This window comes from Paracraurococcus lichenis, from assembly GCF_030657435.1.
Classification (GTDB): Bacteria; Pseudomonadota; Alphaproteobacteria; order Acetobacterales; family Acetobacteraceae; genus Paracraurococcus; species Paracraurococcus lichenis.
Genome location: NZ_JAUTWS010000007.1, coordinates 55,301 through 81,391 on the forward strand (window position 1 = coordinate 55,301; position 26,091 = coordinate 81,391).

Genomic DNA, 26,091 nt, shown 5'->3' on the forward strand with positions numbered 1-26,091 from the left:
AGACCGTTCGGCGGGCGGCACGGGGGATAGCCTCGTGGCCGGGCCCGCCTTCGCCTATGGAGGCCCACGTGGCGCGCACCCCGCTCGAGCGAATCCGCAACATCGGCATCACGGCGCATATCGACGCCGGCAAGACCACGACGACCGAGCGGATCCTCTACTATACCGGCAAGTCCCACAAGATCGGCGAAGTGCACGACGGCAACACCACCACCGATTACATGGCGCAGGAGCGCGAGCGGGGGATCACCATCACCTCGGCCGCCGTCACCGCCGAGTGGAACGACCACCGCATCAACATCATCGACACGCCTGGCCACATCGATTTCAACATCGAGGTGAACCGGTCGCTGCGCGTGCTCGACGGCGCCATCTTCATCATCGAGGGCGTGGCCGGCGTGCAGCCGCAGTCCGAGACCAACTGGCGCCTGGCCGACCGCTACAACGTCCCGCGCATCATCTTCGTCAACAAGCTGGACCGCACCGGCGCCGACTTCTACCGCGCGGCGGACACGCTGACGGAGAAGCTCGGCATCAACTGGGTCACCCTGCAGCTTCCGATCGGCGCCGAGGACACCTTCCAGGGCGTCGTCGACCTGGTCGAGATGCGCGCCATCATCTGGAAGGGCGACGAGCTCGGCGCGAAGTTCGAGTACACCGAGATCCCGGCCGACCTGAAGGACAAGGCCGCGGAGTACCGCGCGAAGCTGCTCGAGACCGTCGCCGCCGCCGATGACGAGGCGATGGAGAAGTACCTCGAGGACGAGGAGCTGCCGCTCGACCTGCTCAAGCGCGCCATCAAGAAGGGGACCATCACCGGCGAGTTCCGCCCGGTCCTGCTCGGCACCGCCTTCAAGAACAAGGGCGTGCAGCCGCTGCTCGATGCCGTCATCGACTACCTGCCGAGCCCGGTGGACGTCGAGGGCATCAAGGTCGCGCCGGAGGAGGGCCAGGAGGAGGACGCCGACCGCCGCGTGATCCCCGCCAACGAGACCGAGCCCTTCGCCGGCCTCGCCTTCAAGATCATCAACGACAAGTACGGCAACCTGACCTTCGTCCGCGTCTATCGCGGCGTGCTGCGCTCCGGCGACCAGGTGATGAATACCACCAAGGGCCACAAGGAGCGCGTCGGCCGCATGTTCCAGATGCATGCCGACAAGCGCGAGGAGATCAAGGAGGTCTTCGCCGGCGACATCGCGGCCTTCGTCGGCCTGAAGGACACCGGCACGGGCGACACGCTGGCCTCGCAGGAGGATCCGGTGGTGCTCGAGCGCATGGCCTTCCCGGTCCCGGTCATCGACATCTCGGTCGAGCCGAAGACCAAGGACGCCGTGGAGAAGATGTCGCTCGGCCTGCAGAAGCTGGCCGGCGAGGACCCGAGCCTGCGCCTGCGCACGGACCAGGAGACCGGCCAGACCATCCTCTCCGGCATGGGCGAGCTGCACCTCGAGATCATCGTCGACCGGCTGCGCCGCGAATACGGCGTGGACTGCAACATCGGCGCGCCGCAGGTCGCCTACCGCGAGACGATCACCAAGTCCCATACCGAGACCTATACCCACAAGAAGCAGTCGGGCGGTTCGGGCCAGTACGCCGAGGTGAAGATCACCTTCGAGCCGAAGGAGCGGAACGAGGGGATCGAGTTCGTCAACGCCGTGGTCGGCGGCGCCGTGCCGAAGGAGTACATCCCGGCGGTCGACAAGGGCATCAAGGTGCAGGCCGATACCGGCGTGCTGGCCGGCTTCCCCACGGTGGACTTCAAGTACTCCCTGGTGGACGGCAAGTACCACGACGTCGACTCCTCGGCCCTGGCCTTCGAGATCGCCGCCAAGGCCTGCTTCCGCGAGGGCATGAAGAAGGCCGGCCCGGTGATCCTCGAGCCGATCATGGATGTCGAGATCACCACGCCGCAGGACCATGTCGGCGACGTCGTCGGCGACCTGAACCGCCGCCGCGGCGTGATCCAGAGCCAGGACATGGCCGGCACCTCGGTCATCGTCCGGGCGCATGTGCCGCTGAAGGAGATGTTCGGCTACATCTCCAACCTCCGCGGCATGACCAAGGGGCGTGCGTCCTTCTCGATGCAGTTCCACCACTACGATCCGGTGCCGCGCAACATCGCGGACGAGATCATGGCGAAGTCCGCGTAAGCGGCTTCTCCGCGACGGTATGGGCAGCGGCGCCGGGGCAACCCGGCGCCGTTCGCATGTCCGGACGGCGGATCCGGCGGGTCAGGCCGGCTCGGCGTTCCGCGCCTCCATCATCGCGCGCCAGGCCGGGCGCGCCTGGCAGGCGGACAGCCAAGCCGCGAGCGCCGGGTGCGCCTCGAACAGGTCCGGCGCCGGCTGGGCGTAGCGCACCACCTCGGCCAGGCAGACATCGGCCGCGGTGAAGCGCCCGCCCACGGGATGGCCGCCGCCCTGGGCCAGCGCCCTGTCCAGCACCGCGAAGGGCGCCCGCAGCGCCGCCACCGCCTCCGCCGCCCTGGCCGGGTCGCGCTGGTCGGGCGGCAGCCCGGCCCGGTGGGACAGGATGGTCAGCGCATGCGGCTCGGCCTCGGTCGCGGCCCAGAGCGCCCACATGGTCATCGTGGCATCCTCGGCCAGGTCGTTCGGCCCCAGCGCGCCGCCATGGCGCTTGGCCAGGTAGAGCACCTGCGCCATCGACTCGTGCAGCACCAGCCCGTCATCCTCGAGCGTCGGGATATGGCCGTTCGGGTTCACCGCCAGGAAGGCGGGGGAGCGGGTGTGCAGCGGCGCGTCCGGCGCCGCCGGATCCGGCAGGCGATAGGCCTGGATCACCGGCACATGCCGGAAGGCGAGGCCCGCCTCCATCGCCAGCCAGATCGGGCGCGTGGCGCGCGAGCGGTAGCACCCGTAGATCGTCAGCATGGCGTCTCCTCCCTGGCGATGCGCGACGCCACGGTCGGCGGGGGCATCGGCGCCGTCAAGCCGGCGGGATGGACGCCGCCGGGCGCCAGGGTCTATGGCGTGGCCGCCATGCTCGACTTCTCCCGCCTTCGCATCCTGGTCCTCGGCGACGTCATGCTCGACCGCTTCCTCTATGGCGCGGTCGACCGGATCTCGCCCGAGGCGCCGGTGCCAGTGGTGCGGCTGGGCCGGACGCTCGCCATGGCGGGCGGTGCCGGCAATGTCGCGCGCAACATCTCCGCCCTCGGCGGGGAGGCGGTGCTGGTGGGCCTGGTCGGGCAGGATGCGGCGGCGGCCGAATTGCGCGCCCTGCTGGCCGCGGACCCGCGCATCGCCGATGCGCTGGTCGGCAGCCCGGCCCGCCCCACCATCTGCAAGATGCGCGTCATCGCCGGCAACCAGCAGGTGGTGCGGCTGGATGACGAGGTGGCGGCCGCGGCGGATGCGGCGGAGCGCGCGGCGCTGGTCGCCGCGGTCGAGGCCGCGCTGCCCGGCTGCGCCGCGCTCATCCTCTCCGACTACGCCAAGGGTGTGCTGGCGCCGGAGGTCATCGCCGCCGCCATCGCCGCGGCGGGGCGCCTCGGGCTGCCGGTGCTCGCCGACCCGAAGAGCGACGACTTCGCCCAGTATCGCGGCGCCGGCTGCCTCACCCCGAATGCGAAGGAACTCGCCCGCGCCGCCCGGATGCCGGTCGGGACGGAGGCCGAGGTCGCCGCCGCCGCCCGGCAGGTCATGGCGGCCGCCGGCCTGCCGGCGCTGCTCTGCACCCGCGCCGAGAAGGGCATGACCCTGGTGCTGGCGGAGGGCGGCGTGCATTCCGTCCCGGCCGAGGCGCGGGAGGTCTTCGACGTCTCCGGCGCCGGCGACACGGTCATCGCCGCCCTCGCGCTGGCGCATGCCGCCGGCCAGCCGCTGCCGGAGGCGATGCGTATCGCCAATGCCGCCGCCGGCATCGTGGTCGGCAAGCTCGGCACCGCGACCGTCACGGCGGATGAGCTGAGCCACGCGCTCCGCGCCGGCAGCGGCTCCGCGCCGGGGGAGGAGGCGCTGCTCGACCACGCGGCGGCGCTGCGGCTGGTGCGGGACTGGCAGGCGCATGGTCTGCGCGTCGGCTTCGCCAATGGCTGCTTCGACATCCTGCATGCCGGCCATGTCGCGCTGCTGCGCGCCGCCCGCCGGCGCTGCGACCGGCTGGTCGTCGCGCTCAACACCGATGCCAGCGTGGCGCGGCTCAAGGGCCCGGCGCGGCCGGTGAACGGCCTCGCCGACCGCGCCGCGGTCATCTCGGCGCTCGCCGCGGTGGATGCGGTGGTCGCCTTCGCCGAGGACACGCCGCTCGAGCTCATCCGCCTGCTCATGCCCGATGTGCTCATCAAGGGCGCCGACTACAGCATCGACCGGGTGGTGGGCGCCGATCTCGTGCAGGCGGCGGGCGGGGAGGTGGCGCTGATCGAGCTCGTCCCCGGCCGGTCCACCACGGCGCTGGTCGAACGGCTCGCGGGCGCACCGACATTGTCGTGAGCGGCACCTGAGGGGCAGACCGCCGCCGCGGGCCGGCGCATCATGCACCGATACGGTTCAGGCGGGTCTGGGTGTTCGATCGGCGGATCAGGGTGGCGGGGCCGGGCGGCCGGGGCGGCGCGGCACGCGGGCCGAGCCTGCGCGCCGCGCTGCTCGCCCTCGTCCTCTGCCTCGCCGCGACCATGGCCGGGCTGGCCGCCTTCGCCCTCTGGCAGGCGCAGGACGCGGCGCAGCGCCAGGTGACGGAGCAGCTCCTCGGCACCGCCCGCGCCATGGCCCGCGTCATCGACCGCGAATTCGCCCGGGCCGAGGCGCTCGACCTGCCCATCATCGGCGTCGCCGGCCCGGATGGGCGGCAACTCGCCAGCAGCCTCGCCACCCCCGAGCGCATCGCCGCCGGCCTGCCCGCCGCGCCGGCGGTCATGCGGGTCTTCGAGACCGGCGCCACCAGCGTCGGCGACTTCACCGAGGGGAACGATCCCGGCCGGCGGCGCATCGTCCTCGGCGTGCCGGTGCGGGCGGCGCCGGGCGGGGAGGTGCGCTATGCCCTCGGCCTCGTCCTGCCGCGGGAGCGGCTGCTGGCCGCGCTGCAGGAGCAGCACCTGCCGGCGGGATGGGTGGCGACGCTGGTCGACCGCCAGATGACGGTGGTGGCGCGGACCCACAACGACGACCGCCAGACAGGCCGGCCGGTGCCGCAGCCCTATGCGGCGCAGTTCGGCCGCGACCCGGACGGGATCATCCGGAACGCCACCAGCATGGACGGGGAGCCCTCGGTCCTCGCCTATGCGCGGGCGCCGGTCACCGACTACATCGTCGCCATCCTGGCGCCGGAGGCGGATTTCGACGCCACGCGCTGGCAGGCCCTCCGGCAGCTCGCCTGGCTGGTGCTGCCCGCGGTCGCCGCCGCGCTCGGCCTCGCCCTGCTGCTGGCCCGCCGCGTCGCCGAGGCGCTGCGCGGCCTCGCTCAGCCCGCGGCGCCCGGCGCGCGGCTGCGGGAGGTGGCCGAGCTCGGCACCGCGCTCGCCGCCGAGCGGCAGGCGCGCGACCAGGCGGAGGTCGCGCTGCGCGAGCGGAGCGCCTGGCTGGAGGCGGCCCAGCGCGCGGCCGTGCTCGGCGTCTTCGAATGGGAGGTGGAGGCGGATGCGGCGCGCTGGTCGGAGGGCCTCTCCGCCCTGCTGGACATCCCGCCCGGGCCGCTGCCGGCGGGTGCCTGGCGGCGGCTGCGCGCCCGCGTGCTGCCGGAGGACCGGCCGGCGCTGGATGCCGCGCTGGCCCGGGCGCTCAGCGGGGAGCGCCCCGACTTCGCCGCCGAGTTCCGCATCCGCCGCGGTGATGGCGCGCTGCGCTGGGTCTGCGGCCAGGGCACGCTGCTGCCGGCCGGGTCGGGCCGGCGGAAGGCCCTCGGCGCGCTGATCGACGTCACCACCCGCCGGCGGCTGGAGGAGGAGCGGGAGGCGCTGCTGCGCCAGCAGGAATTCCTCGCCGGCGAGATCCATCACCGCGTCAAGAACAGCCTGCAGCTCGTCCTGAGCCTGCTGCTGATGCAGGCGCGGCGGGCGCCGGCGGAGGCGACCGCGGCCCTGCGCGACGCCGCCCGCCGGGTCGGCACCGTCGCCGCGGTCCACCGCCGGCTCTACGAGGACAGCGCGGAGGGCGCGACCGACGCCGGCCACTACCTCGCCGGGCTGGTGGAGGATCTCGGCGCCTCGCTCGCGGAGAGCCAGGAGGGGCGCGGGCTGCGGCTGGTCGCCGCGCCCGGCCTGCACCTGGCGCCGGAGCGCCTCGCGCCGCTCGGCATCGTGGCGACCGAGCTGATGACCAATGCCCTGAAATACGGCGCAGGCCAGGTGACGCTCCGGCTCGGGCGCAGGGCGGAGGGGCTGGTGCTGGCCGTCGAGGACGAGGGGCCCGGCTTCCCGCCGGGCTTCGACCCGGCGGCCTCGCGCGGCCTCGGCATGCGGGTGGCGACGACGCTGGTCCGGCAGGCGGGGGGGCGGCTGGCGGTGGACACTGCGGCGCGCGGCGGGCGGGTGGTCATCACCCTGCCGGAAGCCGGCGGCTGATCAGCGCCGCAGGATATGCGTGCCGAGGATGTCGATGACGACCGCGCCGTCGGCGAGGCGCCGACCGGTGTAGCGCACCTTGGCGATGCCGCGGTCGGGCTTGCTGCGGCTCGGCGTCAGCTCCTCGATCCGGGCGGAGACGGCGATCTCGTCGCCCGGCCGCACCGGCGCCGGCCAGCGGACGAGCTGGTCCGCGCCGCCCATCGAGACCTTCGCCACCCAGCCCGTGCGGATGATGTGGCTGAAGACCGCGGCCTGGGTGTGCAGGCCGCTGGCGATGATGCCGCCGAAGGGGCCGGCCGCTGCCGCCGCCGCGTCGATATGGAAGGGCTGCGGGTCCCAGCGCCGGGCGAAGTCGAGGATGTCTTCCAGGTCCATCCGGATGCTGCCGAACTCGAATTCCTGCCCGACCGCGAGCTCGTCGAAGCTTTCCAGCGGCCGCATCAGACGAGGCTCTGCATGTCGCCGTCGACGGCCAGGGCCTGGCCGCTGATGGTCGCGCCGAAGGGGCTGCAGAGATAGAGCGCCATGTTGGCGATGTCCCAGGGCGTGACGTAGCAGCGGAGGGAGACGGGCTTCAGCGTCTCCGCCTCCTGCTCGGTGAAGCTGCGGCCGTTGCTCTGCGCCTTCGCCTCGATGACGCGGCGGATGCGGTCGCCGGCGACGAGGCCCGGGAGGATGGCGTTCACCCGGATGCGCTCGGGGCCAAGCTCGATGGCGAGCGACTTGGTGAAGCCGATGACGCCCCATTTCGCCGCGGCATAGGGGCTGCGCAGCGGGAAGCCGAAGCGCCCGGCGGCGGAGGAGAGGTTGACGATGGAACCCCCTCCGGCGGCCCGCAGCGCCGGCACGGCGCGGCGGGCGCAGTGGAACATGGCCTCGAGGTCGATCTTGAGGGTGCGCTCCAGCGCCTCGGGCGTGACGTCCTCGACCCGCGCGGTCGGGCCGGCGATGCCGGCATTGTTCACCAGCACGTCGAGCCCGCCGAGATGCGCGATGGCGGCATCGACGAAGCCTTCGCAGCCCGCGACCGTCTCCATGTCCGCGAGCATGGAGGGGTGGGGGGAGGCGGCCAGCGCCTCCCGGTCCACGTCGCAGAGGAAGACGCGGGCGCCGCAGGCCACGAAGCCGTCCGCCATGGCGCGGCCGATGCCGCCGGCGCCCGCGGTGATGGCGACCCTGAGGCCGTCCAGCCGCACCGTCAGCGGCGAGGTATTGCCCGACATGCCCGTCTCCTTCCCGAATCGCCGGGATGGTAGGCGGCGGCGCCGCGCGCGCAAGCCGCCGCGTCTCCCAACCGTGCGTGCCTTGCCGGGGCATGGTGTGCTACCTGGACGCGGAACGAGTTCCGGGAGCCGCCGATGACCGGCATCGAGATCGTCCTCATCGTCCTGTTGCTGCTCGCGGTGCTCACCGCTGCGCGCGGCGTGCGCACCGTGCCGCAGGGCGAGGTCTGGACGGTGGAGCGCTTCGGCGCCTTCACTCGCCTGCTGCAGCCCGGCCTGAACCTCATCATCCCCTTCGTCGATGCCATCGGGCGGCGGATGAACGTGCAGGAGGTGGTGCTGGACATCCCGGAACAGTCCGTGATCACCCGCGACAATGCCTCCGTCGCGGTGGACGGGATCGTCTATTATCGCATCATGGACCCGGCCAAGGCGGCCTATGCGGTGCAGAACCTGCAGCAGGCGCTGACCGCGCTGACCATGACCAATATCCGCAGCGTGATCGGCGAGATGGACCTGGATGCGACGCTGAGCGGGCGGGAGCGCATCAACTCCTCCCTGTTGCAGATCCTGGACGGCGCGACCGATCCCTGGGGCGTGAAGGTCAGCCGCGTCGAATTGCGCAAGGTGGAGCCGCCGGAGAACCTGGTGCGCGCCATGAACCTGCAGATGACCGCCGAGCGCGAGCGGCGGGCCACCGTGGTGCGGGCGGAGGGGGAGAAATCCGCGCTGATCCTCGCCGCCGAGGGGCGCCGGGAAGCCGCGATGCGCGATGCCGAGGCGCGCGAGCGGCTGGCGCAGGCGGAGGCCGCGGCGACGCGCATGGTGGCCGAGAGCGCGGCCGGCGCCGGCGAGGCGGCGCTGCGCTACTTCATCAGCGACCGCTACGTGAAGGCCTTCGAGGCGCTGGGCACCAATCCCGCGAACAAGCTGGTGGTGGTGCCGATGGAATCGGCCGCGCTGGCGGGCGGCATCGCGCAGGCGCTGGAACTGCTGCGGCCCGCGGGCGGCGCGCCGCCGCCCGCACCGCCGCGGCCGGCCACCGCCTCCGTGCCGGGGAGCGGGCCATGGAACCAGGGCTGATCTGGATCCTCGGCGGGCTGCTGCTGCTGGCGGCCGAGCTGGCGCTGCCGGGCATCTTCCTGCTCTGGGTCGGGCTGGCGGCGATCGGCACCGGCTTCTTCGTGCTGGCGGCGGTGCCGGGGCTGGGCGCGACCGCGCTGGTCTTCCTGCTGCTGCTCGGCGGCGGCATCGCGCTGGCGCTGCGGCTGAAGCGGCCGCGGCGGTCGGCGCAGGTGAACACGCCGGCGGCGGGGCTGGTCGGGCGGCATGGCATGCTGCTGCCGATGGACGGCCCGGAGCTGCGGGTGCGGCTCGGCGACAGCGACTGGCCGGCACGGCTGCCGCAGGACGTGCGGGTGCCGGAGGCGCCGATGCGGGTGCGGGTGGAGGGCGTGGACGGGACGGTGCTGGTGGTGCGGCCGGTGTGACGATCAAGCAATAACGATTTGTTGACCATGGCAGAGGGACCTTGTACGGATCGCCACCGAAAACGTCCGGCGTGAAAACGAATGTCACGACCTTGGTTGCGCGCCACCCTGCTCGCCACGTCCCTTGCCATGTTGTCCGCCTGCGAGCGGCCGCCAGGCTGGCAGAATACCCTCGCGCTGCAGATCGGCGCGCCGCCTCCCAACGCCGCCGAGATCCGCGCCGCGCAGACCACCCAGGTCACCGCGCCCGAGCAGCCCCTGCTGGTCGAGGCTACCCAGGTTCTGCAGGATCTTGGCTTCACCGTGGAGGAGAGCGCGCCGCAGATCGGTGTGCTCGCCGGCAGTAAGGACCGCGATGCGACCGAGGCCGGGCAGGTCGCGGTGCAGGTCGCGGCGACGGTTGCCCTCGCCCTGATCGGCGTGCGCTACCAGCCGGTCTGGGACACGGACCAGGTCATCCGCACGACCTTGACCACTCAGCCGCGCGGGCCGCGGGACAGCGCGCTGCGTGTCTCCTTCGAACGCATCGTGACGAACAACCAGGGCGCCTCACGGGTCGAAATCCTGACCGGCCCCGAATACTCCGCGGGCTTCTTCGAGAAGATCCGCAGCGGCCTGGCGAGCGGGGGCTGAGCGCCATGCGCCTGATCCTTCCCGTTCTCGGCGCTCTCACGCTGGTCAGTGGCTGCGCGCCGCAGCAGCAATTCATCCCCAGCACGAAGAGCGCCGTCGAGCTCCGCGCCATGCAGACGAGGCTGGTCCCGGCGGACAAGATCACCGTCATGCGGGGCGTCGCGGCGACGTTGCACGATCTCGGCTACCGCATCACCAAGGCGGATGCCGAGAGCGGCACAATCTCAGGTACGCGCGCAACTGCCCTCCGGCTTGCCGCCGTGGTGCAACCACGCGGTGCGGATGAGGCCGTCGTGCGAGCCAACGCCACCATCGTCTCGGTGCAGGAGGCACAGGTGGACGCGCCGGAATTCTACGCCCGCAATTTCTTCGAGCCGCTCTCGGCGACGCTGCAAAGGCAGCTCGCCGCGGTGCCGGAGGATCTGGCCGTCCCGGAGGCGGTGCGGCCGGTCGCCGAACTGAACACGGCCAAGCAACGCGAGGCGGCCGCGAAGACCGCCTCTGCGCCCGCCTCCGCAACTCCGGCGACAGGGACACCCACGCGATGACGCCTTCCAGCATTCTCCCCGCGGCCGCACTCGTCCTGCTGCTGAGCGGCTGCATGTCGGCCAGCGAGCATGCCCAGCAGGTGGCCGCCGGTACTGCGGCACAGGATCGCCTCACCCTGGGTACGGTGCAGCGCGAAATCCGCGTCGGCATGAGCGGCGAGGAGGTGGTCGGTATCCTCGGCGCGCCGAACATGGTGACGAGCGACGAGAAGCGCCGCGAGAGTTGGGTTTACGACCGCCTGGCGACCGAGCAGGTCTATTCCTCCTCGGCGGGCGGGGTGAATGCGCTGTTCCTCGCGGGCGCGTCCGCGCGTGCCGGCGCCGCACAGACCACGCAGCGCACCCTGACCGTCATCATCCGCTTCGACGAGGCGCGGAAGGTCCGGGACTTCTCCTATCGCTCCAGCAGCTTCTGATGCAGGGCATGTCGCGTCGCGCGGCGCTTGCGGCTCTCGCCGCACTGTCCGCCTGCGCGCCGACGGCGGAGCAGCAGGCCGCTGCGCTGACGCCGAGCGCGGCGGCCACCGCGGTTCGCGCCCGCGAGTCGCGCCGCTTCGACACCGGCGACAGGACCTTGCTGCTGCAGTCCGTCATCGGCGTGCTGCAGGACCTCGGCTACAGCATCGAGGAGAGCCAGGCACAGCAGGGCGTTGTCGTGGCGTCCCGGATCGCCGGCGGGCGCGTCCGCGCGCAGGTGGTGCTGCGGCCGGCGGCGGATCGCGGCGCGACGATCGTGCGTGCCACCTTCCAGCGTGTGGTGCCCCGCCCTGGCGCGATGCTCGCCTATGGTGAGACGCTGGATGATCCCGCGATATACCAGGGTTTCTTCGAGAAGCTCGCACAGTCCCTGTTCCTGACCGCGCACGAGATCTGAGTGATGCACCGTTTCGCCCTCGGCGCCGCGCTGTTGCCGCTGGCGCTTGCAGCCTGCCAACTCGACAGCCGGCAGCAGGTGCTGGCGACCACCAACACCCAGGTCGCGCAGCGCGCCATCTCCACGCGTTCCTTCGACACGGGCGACAGGGCGCGGGTGTTCCAGAGCGTGATCGCATCGCTGCAGGACCTCGGTTTTGTCGTCGACCGTGCGGATGCCACCCTCGGTACGGTCAGCGCCACGCGCTATGGCGGCGGGGTGGTGCGCTTCACCGTGACGGTGCGGCCTGCCGGTGAGGTGCGGACCATCGTCCGCGCCTCCGGTCAGCTTAACCAGCATGAGCTTTCGGATCCGGCGCCCTTCCAGCGTTTCTACGACGCCTTGTCGCAGGCACTGTTCCTCCAGACCAATCAGATCGAATAGCGGCGCTTCGCGCCGCCAAGGCGGTGCAGAAGGCACGACCCGCCGCCGATCGACGGCCCGCCCCTGCCTCAGCCGCCGCCCGGCTGCCGGGCGCGCTGCAGTTCGCGCCGGGTCAGCTTGCCGTTCCGGTCGGCATCATGCGCGCGGAACCAGCTTTCCGAGAGAGGACGCAACTCCTCCGGCGTGACATGGCCGTTGCGGTCGGCATCGGCCGCGCGGAAGGTCGCCTGCGCCTCGGGCCGGCCGCGGATCTCATCCGGCGTCAGCGTGCCGCTGCGGTCGCGGTCGGCCTGGTCGAAGCGGTTGCGCAGCCAGGTCCAGACCTGGTCATGGGTTACCTCCGCGGAGCGCTCCGGCACCGTCTCCAGCGGATTGCCGCCGAAGAGCCCGCCGGGGCTGTCCGGCCCACCCCAGGGCGACCAGTCGGGCCGCGTCACCTGGGCCCGGACGGGCGCGGCCAGGACGAGCAACGCCCCGAGGATGAGGGCAGGGGCGGTGCGCATCGCTGTCTCCTTCCGGCAGGACCGTCGGGCCGCAGGGTACAGGCGGGGCGTCCGCCCGGCCATATGGCCGCGGGGAGGCTCAGCCCGCCGGCCGCTCCTTGCGCGGCCGGCCGCGCGTCGGGAAGACGTCCACCGGGCCGCCGAGATTGGCACCGAGTTCCGAGAGGTCGCCCGCCTGGGCCTCGCCCGGCGGGGTCGGGCTATCGATGCTGCCGGAAGCGGGGTCGTCGCCACGCTCCTCGCTGATCGCGGGGTGGGAATGCTCGGTCCCGTGCCGCGCGTCCTTGGGCGGCGCCGCGCCGTGGGTGTCGTCCGGTGGCTTCCTGTCGCTCATCGCCTTGGCCTTCCTGGTCAGGGGAGGGCCAACGCCGCCCGCGCGGGGCGGGTTGCGCGCGGCCCCGGCTGGGACCGCGCGCCGGGGCCTCACCCGCCGACCACCAGCGCGGTGAAGGGCGGCACATAGGCCTGCAGCGTCACCAGCACGCCGACCAGGCAGGCCAGCGCGATGGAGTGGAAGAAGACGTAGCGCAGGATCTCGCCCTCATGCCCGAACCAATTGGTCGCGGTGGAGGCGACGACGATGCTCTGCGCGTCGATCATCTTGCCCATGACGCCGCCCGAGGAATTGGCCGCGGCCATCAGCACCGGCGAGAGCCCGATCTGCTGCGCGGTGATCTTCTGCAACCCGCCGAAGAGCACGTTGGAGGCGGTGTCGGACCCCGTCAGCGCCACGCCGAGCCAGCCCAGCAGCGTGCCAAAGAAGGGGTAGAGGACGCCGGTTGCGGCGAAGGCGAGGCCCATGGTGGCGTCGAGCCCGGAATAGCGGGTCAGGTAGCCCAGGCCGAGCATCGCCGCGATGGTCAGCAGGGAATAGCGGACGACCCAGAGCGTCCGACCGTATTCCCGCACCAGCCGCAGCGGCCCGAAGCCCATGGCGAGGCCGCCGAGCACCGCCGCGAGCAGGATGCCGGTGCCCGTCATGGACAGGAAGTTGAAGGCGAAGACCGCGGCCTCCGGCGTCGGCGCCGCGACCACCGGCGGCACCTTGATGACGGCGCGGTGCAGCCCGTCGATCGGGAAGGCCGGGTTCCACAGGCCGTTCAGGAAGGCCTTGATGTCGGCCAGGCCCCAGAGGAAGACGAAGACCGTCAGCACCAGCCAGGGCATCCAGGCGAGCATGGTGCTGCCCCGGAAGGTCACTGCCTCTGCTCCGCCGCCGGCGCCGATGGGCGAGAGGCCCTTGCTGCCGGCCGTCGCCTCCTCGACCGCCGCGGCGCGGCCGCCGAGGCGCGTGGAGGTCCAGATCTCCTTGGGGTGCCAGACCTGCAGGAAGAGGCTGAGGCAGGCCATGGAGGACAGCGCCGCGATCACGTCCACCAGGAAGGGGCCCATGTAGTTGGACACGAGGTACTGCGGCACCGCGAAGGAGACGCCCGTCACCAGGATCGCCGGCCAGATCTGGATCATACCGCGGAAGCCGGCGAAGGCCCAGATCAGCCAGAAGGGCACGATGAGCGAGAAGAAGGGCAATTGCCGCCCGATCATGGCCGAGAGGTCCATGAGGTCGAGGCCGGTGACGCCCGCCAGCGCGATCACCGGCGTGCCCAGCGCGCCATAGGCGACGGGGGCGGTATTGGCGATGAGTGACAGGCCGGAGGCGGCGAGCGGCGAGAAGCCGAGGCCGATCAGCACCGCGCCGGTGACCGCGACCGGCGTGCCGAAGCCGGCCGCACCTTCGAAGAAGGCGCCGAAGGCGAAGGCGATCAGCAGCAATTGCAGCCGCCGGTCGGGCGTCACGCCGGCGATCGTCTCCTGCAGCCGGTTGAAGGAGCCATTGGCCACCGTCAAACGGTAGAGGAAGATGATGTTCAGCACGATCCAGCCGATCGGGAAGAGCCCGCTGGCGATACCCAATCCGGCGGCCTTGGCGGCGATCGCCGCCGGCATGCCGAAGACCACGATGGCGACGGCGAGCGCCACCACCAGCGCGGCGATGGCGGCGACATGCGCGGCGATGTGCAGGAAGGCCAGGGCGATGAGCATCGTCGCCACCGGCAGCGCGGCGACGAGCGCCGAGAGCAGGATCGACCCGAAGGGATCGTAGAGCTGGTTCCAGGTGTCCATGGACTGGTCTTGGCGCCTCGTGTTGCGGTGGAACGCTTCCCCGAAGGCGAGCGCAAGCGGCGCCGTTGCCCGCCCGTGCCCATGGCGCGCGGCGTCGCATCGAACGACGCGGGCGGTCGCCGCGTTCTCGCCGCTCCTACGGCCGGTCGCTGCGGCACGGCAACGCCCGGCAAGATGAAACTCCCGCAATGCGGCGGCAAGGCGGTCCGGCGGCCGCCGCCATGGAGGACTCGCATGGCAAGCAACGAGAACCCGTCACCGGCAGAGCCCGGCTCGCACCGGTGGTTCGTGGTGGCCAATGGCAGCCGCGCCAAGGCCTATGTCCAGCGCATTGGCGAAGCTGGATACGACGTCATCCGCGCGTGGGATTCGCCCGGGATGCGCATGACCAGCGCCGACCGCGGCGAGGACCTGCCCGAGGCGCCGGAGGGCGTGAAGCGCGTGGGCATCGAGACGGAGGACCTGGAGCGCTCGCCCAAGGGCAATACGCTCGACCCCTTCGAGGACGTGCTGGTGGACGACCTGACCCAGGCCCTGCGGCGGCGGGAGCTTTCGGGCCTCTACCTCGTCGCGCCGGCGCCGCTGCTGCACCGCCTGACCGCGCGCCTGCCGACCGACCTGAAGCAGGTGCTGGTCGCCGAGCATGCGGGGGATTTCACCCAGCGCCCGGCCGCCGACGTCTTCCGCCACCTCGACAGCCTCCGCCGCGGGGAGGATGCCGCCCGGGCTTGAACCCGGCGCGGCGGCGGGCAACATCCGGGGCATGGACACGCACAGGCGACCCGGCTCGCCCCTCCGGGACCCCAACCCGCCCGTCCTCGACATGACGCCGGACGGGGAGTTCCGCGACCCGCCGCAGCGGCGGGCGGGCGGCCTCGACCGCGTGCTCGGCCAGTTGGGCGGGGCGGCGCTGCTGGTCACGCTGGCGGCGGGCGGGCTGCTGCTGGTCGCGCTGGCGATGCTCTTCCTCGGCCTGCTGCTGCCGATCGCGGTGGGCGCGGGGCTGGTCGCCTTCGTCTCCCTCTGGTGGCGGATGCGCCGGCTGCGGCGCGCGGGCGGGCCGGGGGCTGTGCGCTTCGTCGTCCTGCGCCGCTGAGGCGGGCCCCACGCGCCACGCCCGAGGTCCCGCCTGCCCGCGCCCTTCGAGATCGATCCCAGCCGCCTCTACGACGTCGCCCCGGACGGCACGCCCCGCACCGGCACGGAGCACGGCGCGCCGCCGGAATGGCTGAGCCTGCGGCACCGGCAGGTGCTGGGCTGGGTCGCGCTCGGCATCGGCATCACCGGCATCCTGGCGGGGCTGACGGTGGCGGCCCTGGCCATGGGGGCCCGCATCCTGGCGGCGGGCCTCGCCCTGGCGACGCTGGCGGCGGCGCCGCTGGTCGGCATCGGGCCGGTGCTGGACTGGTGGCGCCACCGGCGGCCGCACCGGCAGAGGCATGCGCGGCGGCCGGAGGGCTTCGGCGAGGGCTGACGCGCCCGGCTGCCAGGATCCCGCGGCCCGGCACTGGCAGCGGCCGCGGGATCTCCGTCAGCAGCCGAGCTGGTGGGCTAGGTCCTGGAAATCCTTCGCCACCGCGTCCCAGGCCTCGCTCGGCGCCAGGTCGCTCGTCTGGTCCGGTCCGTGCTCGGTCGGGCGGTGGACGAAGGCCGTGGCCAGGCCGCAGCCCCGCGCCGCCTTGAGGTCGCCGTTGTGCGCCGCCACCAGGCAGAGCTCCGCCGGGCGGATGCCGAGGATCTCGGCGGTGCGCAGATAGGCCTCGGGCTGCGGCTTGTAGGCCTGCGCCACCTCGGCGCCGAGGATGGCGTCCCAGGGAATGCCGGCGCGCTTGGCCATGTTGGTCATGAGCGCGATGTTGCCGTTCGACAGCGGCGCGATGATGAACTTCCGCTTCAGCCGCGTCAGGCCTGCGACGGCCTCCGGCCAGGGATCGAGGCGATGCCAGGCGCGGTTGAGCTCGTCGAGCGCCGACTCGCCCAGCGTCTCCGGCGCGATGCCGTGGTCCTGCAGCACGCCCTCCAGGTTCTCCCGATGAAGGACGTCGAGGCGGGTGAAGGGCCGGCGGCCGCTGCGGCAGGCCTCCATCGCGGGCTGGTAGCGCTTGCGCCAGGCATCGGCGAAGGCGCGCGGGTCGATGTCGCGGCGGCCGAGCTTCGCCAGCACCGGCGCCGCGTCGCGCGCCACGCCCTCCCGCCAGTCCACCACCGTGCCGAAGACGTCGAAGACCAGCGCCTTCACGCTCTCGAACCGGGTCATGCCTTGTCCCCCACCTTGTTCCCTTGGGCCCAGCGCGTCTCGAACTCCCAGACCTCGGGGAAGCCCATCAGCTCGGTCATCCGCCGGAAGCCGTAGCTCTCGCCGATCGCCGTGCTGTCGCCGGCCGCCTTGAGATGGGCATAGGCCTTCTCCAGCGCCGCCGCGGCGGCGAGGAAGCCGATGGCCGGGTAGATCGCCATGGCATAGCCGATCTCCTGCAGGCGCTGCGCGGGCAGGATCGGCGTGCGGCCGCCCTCGACCATGTTCGCCAGCAGCGGCTTGCGGATCGCCTTCCCGATCGCCTGCATCTCGGCCTCGCTCTCCGGGCTCTCGATGAAGATGACGTCGGCGCCCGCTTCCTCGAACATCCGCCCGCGGCGGATCGCCTCGTCGAGGCCGAGCGTGGTGCGGGCATCGGTGCGGGCGACGATGAGGAAATTCGGGTCGCGCCGCGCCTCGGCCGCGACGCGGATTTTGAGGACCATCTCCTCGGCCGGGATCACCCGCCGCCCCGGCGTATGGCCGCATTTCTTCGGCATCTCCTGGTCCTCGAGCTGGATGCCGGAGACGCCCGCGGCCTCATAGCCCAGGACGGTGTGGCGGACATTCAGCAGCCCGCCATAGCCGGTGTCCGCGTCCGCGATGACGGGCGTGCGGCAGCCGCGCGCCATCTGCCCGACGCGGGAGACCATGTCGGTGTAGGTGGCGATGCCGGCATCGGCGACGCCGAGATGCGAGGCGACGGTGCCGAAGCCCGTCACGTAGAGGCACTCGAAGCCCATCCCGTCCGCGACGCGGGCGGAGATCATGTCGAAGATGCCGGGGGCGAGGATGAAGCGGCGGGCCTCGAAGGCGGCCTTCAGGCGCGGATCGGCCATGCTGGTGGCTCCCCTACTGTTCTTTCCGGATGGTGCCGGCGGCGGCCGCCGCGGCCCAGAGGCGGTCCTCGCGCCGCGCTGCCTCCGCGAGGCCGGCGCCGGGCTGCAGGTTCGGCTCGATGCCCATGGCGGTGAAGCGCTGCTGCAGCGTGGCATCGGCGAAGGCGCGGGTCAGTGCCGCGAACAGCACCTGCCCGACCTGGTCGGGCAGGCCGGCGGGGCCATAGAGGCCGACCCAGCCCGCGAGGTCGAAATCGGCGATGCCCTGTTCCTGCGCGGTCGGTGCCTCGGGGAAGAAGGGCGTGCGCGTGGCGGTGGAGGCGGCGAGCACCCGCACCCGTCCCGTCGGCATGTGCGGCATGACGCTGGCCGTGCTGGTCCAGCCGACCGGCAGGTGGCCGGCGACGATGTCGTTCATCAACTGCCCGCCGGAGCGGTACTGCACGTCCGGCATCTCGACGCCGGCCCGCCGCGCCAGTTCCTGGCCGATGAAGGAGGAAAGGCTTTCCGTGCTGCCGGTGCCGACCCGGCCCGGGTTGCGCCGCGCGAAGTCCAGCATGGCGCGGAGATCGACATAGGGCTGCACCGTGCCGGTCACCAGCATCATGGTGTTGCGCGACAGCAGGGCGACCGGGGTGAAGTCCCGGATGGGGTCATAGGGCAGGGAGGCCAGGAAATATCTGTTGGCCACATGGGTGGAGACCACCGCCATCAGCGTGTGCCCGTCCGGCTCGGCCCGCGCCACCACCTCCGAGCCGATGACGCCGGCCCCGCCCGCCCGGTTCTCCACGACGACGGGATGCGGCAGGGCGGGGCGCAGCGCCTCGGCCAGCGCCCGCGCCAGCAGGTCCGTCCCGCCGCCGGCGGCATAGGGCACGATCAGGCGGATGGGCCGGCTCGGCCAGCCCTCCGCGGCGGCGGGCAGGCTCAGCAGGGCAGGGGCGGCCAGCAGCGCGCGGCGGCCGAAGGGCATGGACGTTCCCCGGTTGATTGGCCGCCGAGTATCGGGCCCATGGGGAGGGATGCAAGGCCCCGCCCGTCCGTGCCATCCTCCGCCGCGGGACAGAGGAGGACGCCCATGCCCGATGCCAGTGGCCGCCCGATTGCGGCCAGCGCCGTCGCCGAGATCGAGGCGGTGATCCAGACCTATTTCGACGGCCTCTACGAGGGCAACGTCGACAAGCTCGCCAGCGCCTTCCACCCCGTCAGCCATCTCTACTGCGAGAAGGATGGCGGCGTGCTGGACGTGCCGCGCGAGCAGTGGTTCGAGGCGGTGCGCAAGCGCGAGAGCGCGGCGAGCAGGGGCCTCGCGCGCGACGACCGGATCATGATGATGGACATCAGCGGGCCGGAGACCGCCTTCGTGAAGGTCGCCTGCCAATTGCCGCCGCGCTACTTCACGGACTACCTCGTGCTGAACCGCACGGCCGAGGGCTGGAGGATCGTCAGCAAGGTCTATCGCGCAGACATCCGCGAGTGACATCCGTGGACGCGGGGCGGGCGCGCCGGTAGGGTCCGCGCGCCCCGCGACCCATCCACGGATGACGCTTCCATGACGGATCCCCGGCTGCAGCGCATCGCCGAGCTGCTGACCCTCAAGGCGGAGGGGCAATACGGCCTCTCCGACATCAACCAGCGGCAGCATGCGCTGCAGGCGGCCTGGCTGGCGGAGAAGCAGGGCTGCTCCGCGGCGCTGATCGCCGCCAGCCTGCTGCACGATATCGGCCACATGGTCCATGACCTCGGCGAGAACCCGGCCGAGCAGGGCGTCGACGACCTGCACGAGGAGCGCGGCCATGAATTCCTCAAGGCCTGGTTCGGGCCGGAGGTGACCGAGCCCGTGCGGCTGCACGTCGCGGCCAAGCGCTATCTCTGCGGCACCGAGCCCGACTACTTCGCCAGGCTCTCCCGGGATTCCGTGCTCAGCCTCTCGCTGCAGGGCGGACCGATGTCGGCCGAGGAGGCCGCCGCTTTCGCCGCCCTGCCGGGCGCACGGGATGCCGTGACGCTGCGCCGCTTCGACGAGCAGGCCAAGGTCAGGGACCTCGAGACCCCGCCCGTCGAGCACTTCCTGCCCCATGTCGCGCGCTGCCTGACGCGCGGCGCGTGATCCGGCCGCATATCCTCGTCACCAACCGCGCCTTCCCCGAGACGCTGGCGCGGCTGGAGGCATTCGCCACCGTCGAGGCGAATGCCGGCGAGGCGCCCTGGCCGCGCGCGGAGCTGCTGCGCCGCGCCGCCGGGGCGGACGGGCTGCTGGCCTTCATGACCGACCATGTCGATGCGGCCTTCCTCGCCGCCGCGCCGCGGCTGCGGGCGGTCGGCTGCGCGCTGAAGGGCGCCGATAATTTCGACCTCGCGGCCTGCGCGGCGCGCGGCATCGCCGTCTCCGTGCTGCCGGACCTGCTGACGGTGCCGACCGCGGAACTCGCCATAGGTCTGATGCTGGCGCTCGGCCGGCATGTCCGGGCCGGCGATGCCCTGGTGCGCGGCGGCGGCTTCGAGGGCTGGCGGCCGGTGCTCTACGGCACCGGCCTCGCGGGCAGCACGGTCGGCCTCCTCGGCATGGGCGCGGTCGGGCAGGCGATCGCGGCGCGCCTTGCCGGCTTCGGCTGCCGCATCCTCTACACCGACGATGCCGCCGCGCCGCCGCCCGGCACCGGCCGCCGCGCCTGGCCCGACCTGCTGGCCGAGAGCGACTGGCTGGTCCTGGCCGCGCCGCTGACGCCGGCGACGCTGCATGTCGTGGATGCGGCGGCGCTCGCCGCCATGCGCCCGGGCGCGCTGCTGGTGAACATCGCCCGCGGCTCCCTGGTGGACGAGGCCGCGGTCGCCGCGGCGCTCGGCGCCGGCCGCCTCGGCGGCTATGCCGCCGATGTCTTCGAGCTGGAGGACTGGGCCCGCCCGGACCGGCCCCGCGTCATCCATCCGGGGTTGCTGGCGCATCCGCGGACCCTGTTCACGCCGCATCTCGGCTCGGCGGTGGCCGGGCTGCGCCGGGAGATCGAACTGGCTGCCGCCGGCTCGCTCGCCGCGTTCTTTGCCGGCCTGCCCATGCCCGGGCGCTTGGCGTCCTAGGCCGATCGACCGACCCCCTACCGCCCCGGCCCCATTTCCACCTATGCTGCGGGCAAACAGCCCGCCCCGGCCGGGGCGCGAGGGGGGTCAAGACGATGGCCAAGCTGACCGTGAACGGGCGTCTGCATGACGTCCAGGTGGATCCCGAGACGCCGCTACTCTGGGTGATCCGGGAGCAGATCGGCCTCACCGGCACCAAATATGGCTGCGGCGTCGCCCAGTGCGGCGCCTGCACCGTGCATATCGACGGCCAGGCCGTCCGCTCCTGCTCCATGCCGGTCTCGGCGGTGTCGGAGAGCCAGAAGATCACCACCATCGAGGGCCTGTCGCCCGATGGCAGCCATCCCGTGCAGAAGGCCTGGGTGGCGCTGGACGTGCCGCAATGCGGCTATTGCCAGTCCGGCATGATCATGGCTGCCGCGGCGCTGCTGGCGGAGAACGCCAAGCCGAGCCTCGAGGATATCCGCACGGGCATCACCAATATCTGCCGCTGCGGCACCTACAACCGCGTCCAGGCCGCCGTGCAGCGCGCGGCCGGCACCAGCGCGAACGGCTGAGGGAGGAGGCACCGATGAACGCGATCGCACCGCTCTCCCGCCGCGGCTTCCTCTCCGTCTCGGCCGCCGCCGGCGCCTTCACCCTCGGCATCCGCGCCCCGCTGGCGCAGACTGCGGCGGCGCCCGCGGCCACCGCGCCGGAGATCAATGCCTGGGTCGTGGTCAGGCCGGACGACACCGTCGTCATCCGCATCGCGCGGTCCGAGATGGGGCAGGGCACGCTGACCGGCCTCGCCCAGCTCGTCGCCGAGGAGCTGGACTGCGACTGGGCCAAGGTCACGACCGAATACCCGACGCCGGGCCAGAGCCTGGCGCGCAACCGCGTCTGGGGCGATTTCTCGACCGGCGGCAGCCGCGGCATCCGCGAGTCGAACGAGTATGTCAGGAAGGGCGGCGCGGCCGCGCGCATGATGCTGGTGCAGGCGGCGGCGCAGTCCTGGAACGTGCCCGTCGCCGAGTGCCGCGCGGCAAAGGGCGTGGTGACGCATGGTCCCTCCGGCCGCACCGCCAGCTATGGCAGCCTGGCCGCCGCCGCCGCGAAGCTGACGCCGCCGACCGAGATCCCGCTGAAGGATCCGAAGACCTGGACCATCGCCGGCAAGCCGCTGCCGCGGCTCGACACGGTGGACAAGACCACGGGCAAGCAGGTCTATGGCGTCGACCTGAAGCTGCCGGGGATGCTGAATGCCTCCATCCGGGACTGCCCGGTCTTCGGCGGCAAGCTGGGGTCCTATGACGAGGCCGCGGCGCTGAAGCGCCCGGGCGTGAAGAAGGTGGTGAAGGTCGGCGAGACCGCGGTCGCCGTCGTCGCCGAGACCTGGTGGCAGGCCAACAGCGCGCTGGACGTGCTGAACATCCAGTGGGATGCCGGGCCGAACCAGGCGATCTCCCAGGCGCAGATCGCAGCCACGCTGAAGGAGGGCCTGGACGCGCCGGAAGCCTTCGTCGGCAACAAGGCGGGCGATGCAAAGGCGGGGCTCGATAAGGCCGCGCGCAAGGTGGAGGCGGTCTATGGCTTCCCCTTCCAGAACCACGCGACCATGGAGCCGATGAACGCGACGGCGATCTGGACCGCCGACCGCTGCGAGGTCTGGTGCCCGACCCAGAACGGCGAGGCCTCGCTGGCCGCCGCCGCGGAAGCCGCCGGCCTCAAGCCGCAGCAATGCGAGGTGCACAAGGTGCTGCTCGGCGGCGGCTTCGGCCGGCGCGGCTGGCAGGACTTCGTCCGGCAGGCGGTGGCGATCGCGAAGGAGATGCCGGGGACACCCGTGAAACTCCTCTGGTCGCGCGAGGAGGACATGCTGCATGGCCGCTACCACCCGATCACGGCCTGCAAGCTGACGGCGGGCCTGGATGCGCAGGGCAATCTCGACAGCCTGCACATGCGCATCTCCGGCCAGTCCATCATCGCCGGCATCGCGCCGCAGATGCTGCAGGGCGGCGCCGACAGCCGTGTCTTCCAGGGGCTGAACCCGGGCGGGGCGGAGGGCGCCTTCGGCTATGCCGTCCCGAACCTGCTGATCGACCACGCCATGCGCAACCCGCATGTGCCGCCGGGCTTCTGGCGCGGCGTGAACGTCAACCAGAACGCCGTCTATGTCGAATGCTTCATGGACGAGGTGGCGCAGGCCGCCGGCAAGGACCCGCTGGAGTTCCGCCGCGCGCTGCTGAAGAACAGCCCGAAGCACCTCGCGGTGCTGAACGCGGTCGCGGAGAAGGGCGGCTGGGGCAAGCCGCTGCCGGCGGGGCGGCATCTCGGCCTCGCGCAGATCATGGGCTATGGCAGCTATGTCGCGGCCTGCGCCGAGGTCTCGGTCTCGCCCAAGGGCGAGGTGACGATCCACAAGATCACCGCGGCGACGGATTGCGGCCATGCCGTGAACCCGCAGCAGATCGCGGCGCAGATCGAGGGCAGCTTTGCCTATGGCCTGACCGCGATGCTCTATGGCGAGTGCACCGTGAAGGACGGCGCCATGGAGCAGACGAACTTCGACAGCTACCCGATCATGCGGCTGGCGGAGATGCCGGCGGTCGAGAGCATCATCATGCCCTCGGGCGGCTTCTGGGGCGGCGTGGGCGAACCGACCATCGCGGTCGCGGCGCCGGCGGTGCTGAACGCCATTGCCGCCGCCACGGGCAAGCGGGTGCGGCAATTGCCGCTGAAGCACACCGACCTCAGCAAGGCTTGAGGCTCACGCTCGCGGCGCTGCTGCTCCTCGGCGGGGCAGCGGCGGCGCAGCCGGGCGAGGAGATGGCGGCGCCGCTCACCGGCCTCCCCGGCGATCCGGCACGCGGGCGGGCCATCGTCGCGGACCGGCAGCGCGGGCTCTGCCTGCTCTGCCACGCCGCGCCGATCGCCGAGGAGCGGTTCCAGGGCGACCTCGCGCCCAGCCTGGCCGGGGTCGGCGCGCGGCTGACGGAGGGACAGTTGCGCCTGCGGATGGTGGACGGGCGGCGGTTGAACCCGGACACCATCATGCCCTCCTACTACAGCACCGAGGGGCTGCGGCAGGTCGGCCGCGCCTGGCAGGGAAGAACCATCCTGAGCGCGCAGGAGATCGAGGATGTCGTCGCCTATCTCGCCACGCTGCGCGACTGAGCGGCGCGTGCTGCTCGGCGGCCTGCTGGCCGTCGCGCTGGTGCGGCCCGCGGGCGCGACGCCGGAGGCGCTGGCCGGCGCCATCCACGACTTCACCGGCGGCGTCGAGCCGCGCCCGGGCGGCGTCACGCTCGACATCCCGGCGCTGGTCGAGAACGGCAATACCGTCCCCGTCTCGATCGAGGTGGAGAGCCCCATGACCGAGGCCGACCATGTCCGTGCCATCGGCCTCTTCAACGAACGCAACCCGCTGCCGCATGTGCTGACCGCGAAGCTCGGCCCCTGGTCGGGCGCGGCGCGCATCAGCACCCGCATCCGCCTCTCCACCACCCAGCGCCTGGTCGCCGTCGCGGCGATGTCGGATGGCAGCTACCGCGTCGCCGAGACGAACGTGATCGTCACCCTCGCCGCCTGCGTGGAGGGCTGAGCCTTGGCGCGCACGCTACTCCGCGTTCCCAGCACCGCACAGAAGGGCGAGGTGATCGAGATCCGCACCCTGATCGCGCATCCGATGGAAACCGGCTTCCGCCCCGGCGAGAACGGGCGGATGCTGCCGCGCGACATCATCCGGCGCTTCACCTGCCTCTACAACAACCGCCCGGTCTTCGAGGCGGAACTGCATCCCGCGATCGCCGCCAATCCCTACCTGACCTTCACCCTCCGCGTGGAGGAGAGCGGCATCCTCGCCTTCACCTGGAAAGGCGACAACGGGTTCAGCCAGACGGAAACCCGCGCCCTATCGGTGGCATGAGGCGGTCCGGCGATCGCAGGGCCGAAGGCCCCGTGCGGCAGGCCGGGCGGGTCGCCGCATTCGCGCTCGCCGCACTGGCCATCGGTGCCGGCCCGCGCTCGGGCTACGAGACCATGACGCCCGAATTGCGGGCGATGCAGGACGACGACCTCGCCAATCCCGGCATGCTCTCCGTCGCGGAGGGGGAGGCGCTCTTCGCGGCGCAGGGTTGCACCGGCTGCCACGCGGTGGAGGCCATGCGCGGCGTCGCGGCGCGCTACCCGGCGCTGGACGCGGCGAGCGGCGCGCCGATCGACCTGACGGGCCGCATCGCGCAGTGCCGGGAGGCGCGGCAGCACCGCCCGCCGCTGCCACGCGAGGGCCGGGAGATGCTCGCGCTCACCGCCTTCGTCGCGCACCAGTCGCGCGGCATGCCGCTGCAGCCCGACCCGCGGCTGGAGGAGGCGCGCCGCGAGGGCGAGGCGCTGTTCCGCGAGCGCCGCGGCCAGCTCAACCTCTCCTGCGCGCAATGCCATGACGACCATGCCGGCCGGCATCTGGCGGGCAGCGTGATCCCGGAGGGCCATCCGAACGGCTATCCGATGTACCGGCTGGAATGGCAGGCGCTGGGCTCGCTGCAGCGACGCCTGCGCAACTGCATCGCGGGCGTGCGGTCCGAGCCCTTTCCGACCGGCGCGCCTGAATACGTGGCGCTCGAGGCCTATCTCGTCGCCCGGGCCCGCGGGCTACTGGTGGAGACGCCGGCGGTGCGGCCCTAGCCGTTGCGCGTGATCTGCACGAGGAAGTCGATCAGCGCCCGCAGCTTGGCCGATACATGCCGCTGCGCCGGGTAGAGCACCGAGACCGGCGCGCCTTCCAGCTCGTAGTCCTTCAGGATCGCCCGCACCTCGCCGCGTTCCAGGTCCTTGCGGTACAACCAGTAGGTGCCCTGCGCGATGCCGGTGCCGGCCACCACCGCCTCGCGCAGCGCGTCGCCGCTGTTGATGACGGCATTGCCGCGCACCCGCACGGAGATGGGGCGGCCCTCCGCGCCGCGATAGCCCCATTCCGGGCCGAAGCGGCTGATCAGGCAATTATGCTCGCGGAGATCCTCCGGTGTCCGCGGTTCGCCATGCCGGTCCAGGTAGCGCGGCGCCGCCACCGTCACCTGCGGGCCGCGGGTCAGCAGGCGCGTGGTCAGGCGGGAGTCGGTGACGCTGCCCGTGCGCACCGCCAACTCGAAGCCCTCGGCGATCAGGTCTACCGGCCCGTCGCTGAAATGCAGCTCCAGGGTGAGCTCCGGATAGCGTTCGGTGAAGCGCGGCAGTTCCGGCATCAGCGTGACGCGGCCGAAGCTGAAGGGCATGACGGCGCGGATGCGGCCGCGCGGCACGGCGCTGCCGCGGGTCAGCGCCGTCTCGGCCTCCTCGAGGTCGGAGAGGATCTGCACGCAGCGTTCGTAGAAGCCCTGGCCGTCATCCGTGGTGCGCAGCCGGCGCGTGGTGCGGGTGAAGAGCTGCGTGCCCAGCTCGTCCTCCAGCCGCGCGATGGTCTTCGTCACGGCGGAGGGCGAGAGGCCGAGCTTCCTCGCCGCCGCGGTGAAGCCGCCCTGTTCCACGACGCGGGCGAAGACGGTCAGCGCCATGAAGCGATC

32 protein-coding genes are annotated in these 26,091 nt (G+C 72.2%); 22 read left to right on the plus strand and 10 right to left on the minus strand.

Annotated elements, in window-relative coordinates; translation table 11 throughout:
• Positions 1–56 precede the first annotated feature (56 nt).
• Positions 57–2,150, plus strand: a complete 2,094-nt coding sequence (fusA, locus tag Q7A36_RS09150; RefSeq protein WP_370655643.1) for an elongation factor G — start codon at positions 57–59, stop codon at positions 2,148–2,150.
• A gap of 81 nt (positions 2,151–2,231) precedes the next feature.
• Here fusA and Q7A36_RS09155 read toward each other — a convergent pair whose 3' ends face one another.
• Positions 2,232–2,891, minus strand: a complete 660-nt coding sequence (locus tag Q7A36_RS09155; RefSeq protein ID WP_305103380.1) for a glutathione S-transferase family protein — start codon at positions 2,889–2,891, stop codon at positions 2,232–2,234.
• A gap of 108 nt (positions 2,892–2,999) precedes the next feature.
• Here Q7A36_RS09155 and hldE point away from each other — a divergent pair, with 108 nt between their 5' ends.
• A complete protein-coding gene (gene hldE / locus Q7A36_RS09160; RefSeq protein ID WP_305103529.1) occupies positions 3,000–4,451 on the plus strand; it encodes a bifunctional D-glycero-beta-D-manno-heptose-7-phosphate kinase/D-glycero-beta-D-manno-heptose 1-phosphate adenylyltransferase HldE in 1,452 nt (483 codons plus the stop codon).
• 71 nt (positions 4,452–4,522) lie between these two features.
• Positions 4,523–6,517 (plus strand): sensor histidine kinase, encoded by a 1,995-nt coding sequence (locus Q7A36_RS09165; protein ID WP_305103381.1) that lies wholly within the window; start codon positions 4,523–4,525, stop codon positions 6,515–6,517.
• Here the strand turns inward: Q7A36_RS09165 and Q7A36_RS09170 are convergent, their stop codons facing one another.
• Positions 6,518–6,961, minus strand: a complete 444-nt coding sequence (locus tag Q7A36_RS09170; RefSeq protein WP_305103382.1) for a MaoC/PaaZ C-terminal domain-containing protein — start codon at positions 6,959–6,961, stop codon at positions 6,518–6,520.
• Positions 6,961–7,743, minus strand: a complete 783-nt coding sequence (locus tag Q7A36_RS09175; protein ID WP_305103383.1) for an SDR family oxidoreductase — start codon at positions 7,741–7,743, stop codon at positions 6,961–6,963. The genes Q7A36_RS09170 and Q7A36_RS09175 overlap by 1 nt, the downstream gene beginning before the upstream one ends.
• A gap of 135 nt (positions 7,744–7,878) precedes the next feature.
• On the opposite strand from Q7A36_RS09175, the gene Q7A36_RS09180 reads away from it, so the two are divergent.
• From Q7A36_RS09180 to Q7A36_RS09210, 7 genes are all read left to right on the plus strand, one after another.
• On the plus strand, positions 7,879–8,826 hold the full coding sequence (locus Q7A36_RS09180) for an SPFH domain-containing protein (protein WP_305103384.1): 948 nt from the start codon (positions 7,879–7,881) through the stop codon (positions 8,824–8,826).
• Positions 8,811–9,233, plus strand: a complete 423-nt coding sequence (locus tag Q7A36_RS09185; RefSeq protein ID WP_305103385.1) for an NfeD family protein — start codon at positions 8,811–8,813, stop codon at positions 9,231–9,233. The genes Q7A36_RS09180 and Q7A36_RS09185 overlap by 16 nt, the downstream gene beginning before the upstream one ends.
• 81 nt (positions 9,234–9,314) lie before the next feature.
• Entirely contained in the window at positions 9,315–9,866 is a 552-nt protein-coding gene (locus tag Q7A36_RS09190; RefSeq protein WP_305103386.1) for a hypothetical protein, read from the plus strand.
• 5 nt (positions 9,867–9,871) lie between these two features.
• The gene (locus tag Q7A36_RS09195; RefSeq protein WP_305103387.1) at positions 9,872–10,414 is read left to right on the plus strand and encodes a hypothetical protein; all 543 of its coding nucleotides are present in this window, start codon (positions 9,872–9,874) and stop codon (positions 10,412–10,414) included.
• The gene (locus Q7A36_RS09200; RefSeq protein WP_305103388.1) at positions 10,411–10,830 is read left to right on the plus strand and encodes a hypothetical protein; all 420 of its coding nucleotides are present in this window, start codon (positions 10,411–10,413) and stop codon (positions 10,828–10,830) included. Before Q7A36_RS09195 ends, Q7A36_RS09200 begins: the two co-directional genes overlap by 4 nt.
• On the plus strand, positions 10,830–11,288 hold the full coding sequence (locus Q7A36_RS09205) for a hypothetical protein (protein WP_305103389.1): 459 nt from the start codon (positions 10,830–10,832) through the stop codon (positions 11,286–11,288). The genes Q7A36_RS09200 and Q7A36_RS09205 overlap by 1 nt, the downstream gene beginning before the upstream one ends.
• Before the next feature lie 3 nt (positions 11,289–11,291).
• Positions 11,292–11,711, plus strand: a complete 420-nt coding sequence (locus Q7A36_RS09210) for a hypothetical protein (RefSeq protein WP_305103390.1) — start codon at positions 11,292–11,294, stop codon at positions 11,709–11,711.
• A 68-nt stretch (positions 11,712–11,779) separates the two neighbouring features.
• On the opposite strand, the gene Q7A36_RS09215 is transcribed toward Q7A36_RS09210, so the two are convergent.
• The 3 genes from Q7A36_RS09215 to Q7A36_RS09225 form a co-directional block, all read right to left on the minus strand.
• A complete protein-coding gene (locus tag Q7A36_RS09215) occupies positions 11,780–12,214 on the minus strand; it encodes an EF-hand domain-containing protein (protein WP_305103391.1) in 435 nt (144 codons plus the stop codon).
• Positions 12,215–12,293: 79 nt separating this feature from the next.
• On the minus strand, positions 12,294–12,548 hold the full coding sequence (locus Q7A36_RS09220; RefSeq protein ID WP_305103392.1) for a hypothetical protein: 255 nt from the start codon (positions 12,546–12,548) through the stop codon (positions 12,294–12,296).
• Positions 12,549–12,637: 89 nt separating this feature from the next.
• On the minus strand, positions 12,638–14,338 hold the full coding sequence (locus Q7A36_RS09225; protein WP_305103393.1) for an L-lactate permease: 1,701 nt from the start codon (positions 14,336–14,338) through the stop codon (positions 12,638–12,640).
• A gap of 234 nt (positions 14,339–14,572) precedes the next feature.
• Here Q7A36_RS09225 and Q7A36_RS09230 point away from each other — a divergent pair, with 234 nt between their 5' ends.
• From Q7A36_RS09230 to Q7A36_RS09240, 3 genes are all read left to right on the plus strand, one after another.
• Positions 14,573–15,070 carry a host attachment protein gene (locus Q7A36_RS09230; protein WP_305103394.1) on the plus strand — a complete coding sequence of 166 codons (498 nt, stop codon included), beginning with the start codon at positions 14,573–14,575 and terminating at the stop codon, positions 15,068–15,070.
• Between the two features lie 31 nt (positions 15,071–15,101).
• Positions 15,102–15,434: a hypothetical protein gene (locus Q7A36_RS09235; protein ID WP_305103395.1), complete on the plus strand. Its 333-nt coding sequence runs from the start codon at positions 15,102–15,104 to the stop codon at positions 15,432–15,434.
• 153 nt (positions 15,435–15,587) lie between these two features.
• Positions 15,588–15,812, plus strand: coding sequence for a hypothetical protein (locus Q7A36_RS09240; RefSeq protein ID WP_305103396.1), 225 nt, complete (start codon positions 15,588–15,590; stop codon positions 15,810–15,812).
• 57 nt (positions 15,813–15,869) lie between these two features.
• Here the strand turns inward: Q7A36_RS09240 and Q7A36_RS09245 are convergent, their stop codons facing one another.
• Genes Q7A36_RS09245 through Q7A36_RS09255 form a run of 3 tightly spaced genes read right to left on the minus strand, consistent with a single transcriptional unit; the run spans position 15,870 to position 18,446 of the window.
• Positions 15,870–16,595 carry a haloacid dehalogenase type II gene (locus Q7A36_RS09245; protein ID WP_305103397.1) on the minus strand — a complete coding sequence of 242 codons (726 nt, stop codon included), beginning with the start codon at positions 16,593–16,595 and terminating at the stop codon, positions 15,870–15,872.
• On the minus strand, positions 16,592–17,473 hold the full coding sequence (locus Q7A36_RS09250) for an isocitrate lyase/PEP mutase family protein (protein WP_305103398.1): 882 nt from the start codon (positions 17,471–17,473) through the stop codon (positions 16,592–16,594). The genes Q7A36_RS09245 and Q7A36_RS09250 overlap by 4 nt, the downstream gene beginning before the upstream one ends.
• A 13-nt stretch (positions 17,474–17,486) precedes the next feature.
• On the minus strand, positions 17,487–18,446 hold the full coding sequence (locus Q7A36_RS09255; protein WP_305103399.1) for a Bug family tripartite tricarboxylate transporter substrate binding protein: 960 nt from the start codon (positions 18,444–18,446) through the stop codon (positions 17,487–17,489).
• A gap of 105 nt (positions 18,447–18,551) precedes the next feature.
• Here Q7A36_RS09255 and Q7A36_RS09260 point away from each other — a divergent pair, with 105 nt between their 5' ends.
• The 9 genes from Q7A36_RS09260 to soxA all read left to right on the plus strand — a co-directional run bounded on the left by Q7A36_RS09260 (position 18,552) and on the right by soxA (position 25,216).
• A complete protein-coding gene (locus Q7A36_RS09260) occupies positions 18,552–18,953 on the plus strand; it encodes a nuclear transport factor 2 family protein (protein ID WP_305103400.1) in 402 nt (133 codons plus the stop codon).
• A 72-nt stretch (positions 18,954–19,025) separates the two neighbouring features.
• Positions 19,026–19,583, plus strand: a complete 558-nt coding sequence (locus Q7A36_RS09265) for a phosphonate degradation HD-domain oxygenase (RefSeq protein ID WP_305103401.1) — start codon at positions 19,026–19,028, stop codon at positions 19,581–19,583.
• Positions 19,580–20,551, plus strand: a complete 972-nt coding sequence (locus Q7A36_RS09270; protein WP_305103402.1) for an NAD(P)-dependent oxidoreductase — start codon at positions 19,580–19,582, stop codon at positions 20,549–20,551. The genes Q7A36_RS09265 and Q7A36_RS09270 overlap by 4 nt, the downstream gene beginning before the upstream one ends.
• Positions 20,552–20,646: 95 nt before the next feature.
• Positions 20,647–21,108: a (2Fe-2S)-binding protein gene (locus Q7A36_RS09275; RefSeq protein ID WP_305103403.1), complete on the plus strand. Its 462-nt coding sequence runs from the start codon at positions 20,647–20,649 to the stop codon at positions 21,106–21,108.
• A 14-nt stretch (positions 21,109–21,122) separates the two neighbouring features.
• Complete coding sequence (locus Q7A36_RS09280; RefSeq protein ID WP_305103404.1) at positions 21,123–23,297, plus strand: xanthine dehydrogenase family protein molybdopterin-binding subunit; 2,175 nt, start codon at positions 21,123–21,125, stop codon at positions 23,295–23,297.
• Positions 23,294–23,707, plus strand: coding sequence for a sulfur oxidation c-type cytochrome SoxX (gene soxX, locus Q7A36_RS09285; protein ID WP_305103405.1), 414 nt, complete (start codon positions 23,294–23,296; stop codon positions 23,705–23,707). Before Q7A36_RS09280 ends, soxX begins: the two co-directional genes overlap by 4 nt.
• Positions 23,673–24,134 (plus strand): SoxY-related AACIE arm protein, encoded by a 462-nt coding sequence (locus Q7A36_RS09290; RefSeq protein ID WP_305103406.1) that lies wholly within the window; start codon positions 23,673–23,675, stop codon positions 24,132–24,134. Before soxX ends, Q7A36_RS09290 begins: the two co-directional genes overlap by 35 nt.
• 3 nt (positions 24,135–24,137) lie before the next feature.
• On the plus strand, positions 24,138–24,458 hold the full coding sequence (gene soxZ, locus Q7A36_RS09295) for a thiosulfate oxidation carrier complex protein SoxZ (protein ID WP_305103407.1): 321 nt from the start codon (positions 24,138–24,140) through the stop codon (positions 24,456–24,458).
• A 32-nt stretch (positions 24,459–24,490) separates the two neighbouring features.
• Entirely contained in the window at positions 24,491–25,216 is a 726-nt protein-coding gene (soxA, locus tag Q7A36_RS09300) for a sulfur oxidation c-type cytochrome SoxA (RefSeq protein ID WP_305103408.1), read from the plus strand.
• Here the strand turns inward: soxA and Q7A36_RS09305 are convergent.
• Complete coding sequence (locus Q7A36_RS09305) at positions 25,213–26,082, minus strand: LysR family transcriptional regulator (protein WP_305103409.1); 870 nt, start codon at positions 26,080–26,082, stop codon at positions 25,213–25,215. The two genes, soxA and Q7A36_RS09305, sit on opposite strands and share 4 nt — an antisense overlap.
• Between the last annotated feature and the right edge of the window lie 9 nt (positions 26,083–26,091).

What these genes read in the sequence shown, in the direction of transcription:
- fusA (WP_370655643.1), top strand. Translation starts at nt 57, where the DNA reads ATGGAGGCCCACGTGGCGCGCACCCCGCTCGAGCGAATCCGCAACATC.
- Q7A36_RS09155 (WP_305103380.1), bottom strand. Translation starts at nt 2,891, where the DNA reads ATGCTGACGATCTACGGGTGCTACCGCTCGCGCGCCACGCGCCCGATC.
- hldE (WP_305103529.1), top strand. Translation starts at nt 3,000, where the DNA reads ATGCTCGACTTCTCCCGCCTTCGCATCCTGGTCCTCGGCGACGTCATG.
- Q7A36_RS09170 (WP_305103382.1), bottom strand. Translation starts at nt 6,961, where the DNA reads ATGCGGCCGCTGGAAAGCTTCGACGAGCTCGCGGTCGGGCAGGAATTC.
- Q7A36_RS09175 (WP_305103383.1), bottom strand. Translation starts at nt 7,743, where the DNA reads ATGTCGGGCAATACCTCGCCGCTGACGGTGCGGCTGGACGGCCTCAGG.
- Q7A36_RS09180 (WP_305103384.1), top strand. Translation starts at nt 7,879, where the DNA reads ATGACCGGCATCGAGATCGTCCTCATCGTCCTGTTGCTGCTCGCGGTG.
- Q7A36_RS09185 (WP_305103385.1), top strand. Translation starts at nt 8,811, where the DNA reads ATGGAACCAGGGCTGATCTGGATCCTCGGCGGGCTGCTGCTGCTGGCG.
- Q7A36_RS09190 (WP_305103386.1), top strand. Translation starts at nt 9,315, where the DNA reads ATGTCACGACCTTGGTTGCGCGCCACCCTGCTCGCCACGTCCCTTGCC.
- Q7A36_RS09195 (WP_305103387.1), top strand. Translation starts at nt 9,872, where the DNA reads ATGCGCCTGATCCTTCCCGTTCTCGGCGCTCTCACGCTGGTCAGTGGC.
- Q7A36_RS09200 (WP_305103388.1), top strand. Translation starts at nt 10,411, where the DNA reads ATGACGCCTTCCAGCATTCTCCCCGCGGCCGCACTCGTCCTGCTGCTG.
- Q7A36_RS09205 (WP_305103389.1), top strand. Translation starts at nt 10,830, where the DNA reads ATGCAGGGCATGTCGCGTCGCGCGGCGCTTGCGGCTCTCGCCGCACTG.
- Q7A36_RS09210 (WP_305103390.1), top strand. Translation starts at nt 11,292, where the DNA reads ATGCACCGTTTCGCCCTCGGCGCCGCGCTGTTGCCGCTGGCGCTTGCA.
- Q7A36_RS09215 (WP_305103391.1), bottom strand. Translation starts at nt 12,214, where the DNA reads ATGCGCACCGCCCCTGCCCTCATCCTCGGGGCGTTGCTCGTCCTGGCC.
- Q7A36_RS09220 (WP_305103392.1), bottom strand. Translation starts at nt 12,548, where the DNA reads ATGAGCGACAGGAAGCCACCGGACGACACCCACGGCGCGGCGCCGCCC.
- Q7A36_RS09225 (WP_305103393.1), bottom strand. Translation starts at nt 14,338, where the DNA reads ATGGACACCTGGAACCAGCTCTACGATCCCTTCGGGTCGATCCTGCTC.
- Q7A36_RS09230 (WP_305103394.1), top strand. Translation starts at nt 14,573, where the DNA reads ATGGCAAGCAACGAGAACCCGTCACCGGCAGAGCCCGGCTCGCACCGG.
- Q7A36_RS09235 (WP_305103395.1), top strand. Translation starts at nt 15,102, where the DNA reads ATGGACACGCACAGGCGACCCGGCTCGCCCCTCCGGGACCCCAACCCG.
- Q7A36_RS09245 (WP_305103397.1), bottom strand. Translation starts at nt 16,595, where the DNA reads ATGACCCGGTTCGAGAGCGTGAAGGCGCTGGTCTTCGACGTCTTCGGC.
- Q7A36_RS09250 (WP_305103398.1), bottom strand. Translation starts at nt 17,473, where the DNA reads ATGGCCGATCCGCGCCTGAAGGCCGCCTTCGAGGCCCGCCGCTTCATC.
- Q7A36_RS09255 (WP_305103399.1), bottom strand. Translation starts at nt 18,446, where the DNA reads ATGCCCTTCGGCCGCCGCGCGCTGCTGGCCGCCCCTGCCCTGCTGAGC.
- Q7A36_RS09260 (WP_305103400.1), top strand. Translation starts at nt 18,552, where the DNA reads ATGCCCGATGCCAGTGGCCGCCCGATTGCGGCCAGCGCCGTCGCCGAG.
- Q7A36_RS09265 (WP_305103401.1), top strand. Translation starts at nt 19,026, where the DNA reads ATGACGGATCCCCGGCTGCAGCGCATCGCCGAGCTGCTGACCCTCAAG.
- Q7A36_RS09275 (WP_305103403.1), top strand. Translation starts at nt 20,647, where the DNA reads ATGGCCAAGCTGACCGTGAACGGGCGTCTGCATGACGTCCAGGTGGAT.
- Q7A36_RS09280 (WP_305103404.1), top strand. Translation starts at nt 21,123, where the DNA reads ATGAACGCGATCGCACCGCTCTCCCGCCGCGGCTTCCTCTCCGTCTCG.
- Q7A36_RS09290 (WP_305103406.1), top strand. Translation starts at nt 23,673, where the DNA reads ATGTCGTCGCCTATCTCGCCACGCTGCGCGACTGAGCGGCGCGTGCTG.
- Q7A36_RS09305 (WP_305103409.1), bottom strand. Translation starts at nt 26,082, where the DNA reads ATGGCGCTGACCGTCTTCGCCCGCGTCGTGGAACAGGGCGGCTTCACC.